Genomic DNA, 2,545 nt, shown 5'->3' with positions numbered 1-2,545 from the left:
GCAATAAGCAATGATAAAGCCCATGTGATGGACCTTGTTTTGCCGGTTGCAGTGTTGATCGTCAGCTGTATTGTGGCAATGATCTATACCGGCGGATTTTTTGACGGTGCTTCCTTTGTGGATGCCTTTGCGGATTCAGATGCATCGGTCGGCCTTGTTCTGGGTGGTTCCGTGGCACTTGTATTTACGTTTATTTATTTCATGATGCGTGATGTTTTATCTTTCAAGGAGTTTACAGACTGTATTCCAGAAGGTTTCAAAGCCATGGTTGCACCAATTCTGATATTGTCCATGGCATGGACTTTGTCAGGCATGACAAATCTTCTGGGAGCCAAGATTTTTGTGGCAGAGTTGGTGGCCGGTTCCGCTTTATCTATGCAGGGATTTCTTCCGATGATCATCTTCCTTGTGGCAGCTTTTCTGGCTTTTGCAACAGGTACATCATGGGGCACATTCAGTATTCTCATTCCGATTGTTATCGGCGTCTTCCCGGAAGGACAGATGATGGTAATTTCTATCGCGTCTTGTCTGGCCGGTGCCGTATGCGGTGACCATTGTTCACCAATTTCAGACACAACGATCATGGCGTCAGCCGGTGCACATTGTGAGCATGTGAATCATGTTTCAACACAGTTGCCGTATGTGCTGCTGGTTGCTGCCGTATGTATGGTGGGATATTTTCTGATTGGTGTTTTCCGTGCAGTTGGGCTGGCTTCTATTGCCTGGCTTGCACTGCCAATCTGCATAATTATCCTTTTAGCCATTTTATTGATTATCCGTGCTAAAGGGACGAAGGAGGCGGCTTGATCATGAGAATTGTTGTCAGTGCCTGTCTTTTGGGGGAGAACTGCAAATACAGCGGCGGCAATAATGAGAATAAAGCGGTGCTGAATTTTGTAAAAGACCATGAGCTTATACCGGTCTGTCCGGAAGTATTGGGCGGACTGCCTGTGCCGAGAATGCCGGCAGAGATCGTGAATGGTGTTGTCAGATGCAGGGACGGACGATCCGTGGATGACGCATTCAGGAGTGGGGCTGCCAAGGCATTGACGATTGCTTTGAAGGAAAAAGCAGATCTGGCCATTCTTCAATCCAGGAGTCCTTCCTGCGGCGTCAAGGCCGTTTATGATGGTACTTTCAGTGGAAAGATTATTCCGGGAGAAGGTGTTTTTGCAGAGCTTCTTCGGGAAAACGGCATCAGAGCCATAGATGCTGCGGATATTGATGCATGAAAAAAGGATACATGGATAATTTTACCTGTGATAAATAAAGGAGAGGATTAGAATGACCTTTGATTTCAACGAACAATTTGAGAAGATGATGAGGGAGTATGATGTGACAGAAGTTGTACTGCTTGGACATATGAATCCGGATGGGGATGCAGCAGGTTCCGTCATGGGGCTGGCACATTATATCAAGGTGAATTATCCCCAGTATACAGCATGGCCTTTTTTGTCAGATAAACTGGATAAAGGCCCGAAGAAACAGGTCATGGAGGATGAGATTTTTGCTCCTTTTGAGCGTCCGAAGTTGGCGTCTGAAAGGTATGCGGTGATTGTCTGTGACACAGCAACTCTTAAAAGGCTCATCGGCATGAAATATTACCAGCGGGCAGTGGTTTCGATGATCATTGACCATCATGCCTCTAACGAAGGATATGGAATAATCAATGACATAAAGGTTTCGGAGTCCTGTGCCTACAACGTTTTTGAAATATTAGATAAAGAAATGCTCAAAAAGGCGGCTTCGGCACCACACCCGAATGGGGCAGATTATCTGTATATGGGTATTCTTCATGACACAAGCCGATTTTCAAGATCGGATGCCGAAATTGAGGCAGCGGGTTCAAAATTGCTGGCAATGGGGGCCGATCATCGCTATGTGATGCGGACGATGCAGGATAAGACATTGGATGATCTGATCAGACAGGGAGAGATCCTTCGCAGAGTGAAGCGCGTGATGGAGGGCAAAGTGGCATATGTTTATATGTCCTATCAGGAAGCGAAGAAACTGCATATCAGCTATGAAGATATTCATCCTATCAGCGGAATGCTCAGAGATTGTGAAGATATCGAGATGGGGTTTTCTATGTATGAGGAAGCACCGAATATTTGGCGATGTTCTTTCAGATCGGATGGACAATGGATAAATGTGAATGAGATGATGAAAAGTTTTGGTGGCGGCGGACATGCGGCGGCAGCCGGGCTTCGCAGAGAGACCGATCAGCCGGAAGTATTGCTTGAGCAGCTGCTGGCACAGATTGAAAGCATACAATCGTTGGGGTGATGATATTAATCGGCATTTTACTTATTCGGAATGACTGTCTGAGCATCAGGTGGTGATCGTCAATATTATGGACGCTGCTCTGAAGTGGAAGCAGAAAGAGAACTGTAAGAAAGTTCATAGAATTTTAACAGAATACCGGGGCAGGAAAGTTGACGTAAAACTAAAAAAAGAGTACAATATGATAATTGTTTAGAGCATTTTGAAGGCTGAATCTGAATGATGATGCAATACACAATGAATATACAGAAAGGAATAGGAT

3 protein-coding genes are annotated in these 2,545 nt (G+C 45.3%); all 3 read left to right on the top strand.

Annotated elements, in window-relative coordinates:
• A partial coding sequence (locus tag WMO25_RS17080; RefSeq protein ID WP_349086363.1) for a Na+/H+ antiporter NhaC family protein occupies positions 1-807 on the top strand: 807 nt, incomplete at its 5' end.
• A 2-nt stretch (positions 808-809) separates the two neighbouring features.
• On the top strand, positions 810-1,232 hold the full coding sequence (locus WMO25_RS17075; protein ID WP_215691122.1) for a 2-thiouracil desulfurase family protein: 423 nt from the start codon (positions 810-812) through the stop codon (positions 1,230-1,232).
• A 52-nt stretch (positions 1,233-1,284) separates the two neighbouring features.
• Positions 1,285-2,286, top strand: a complete 1,002-nt coding sequence (locus WMO25_RS17070) for a DHH family phosphoesterase (protein ID WP_256167632.1) — start codon at positions 1,285-1,287, stop codon at positions 2,284-2,286.
• Positions 2,287-2,545: the final 259 nt, after the last annotated feature.

Origin of the sequence: Coprococcus intestinihominis (assembly GCF_040096555.1) — a bacterium.
In the GTDB taxonomy this organism is placed as follows: Bacteria; Bacillota; Clostridia; order Lachnospirales; family Lachnospiraceae; genus Coprococcus_A; species Coprococcus_A intestinihominis.
This window is presented reverse-complemented; position numbering and strand designations above follow the sequence as displayed.

Coding starts and splice junctions, on each gene's coding strand:
- WMO25_RS17075 (WP_215691122.1), top strand. CDS start 810: ATGAGAATTGTTGTCAGTGCCTGTCTTTTGGGGGAGAACTGCAAATAC.
- WMO25_RS17070 (WP_256167632.1), top strand. CDS start 1,285: ATGACCTTTGATTTCAACGAACAATTTGAGAAGATGATGAGGGAGTAT.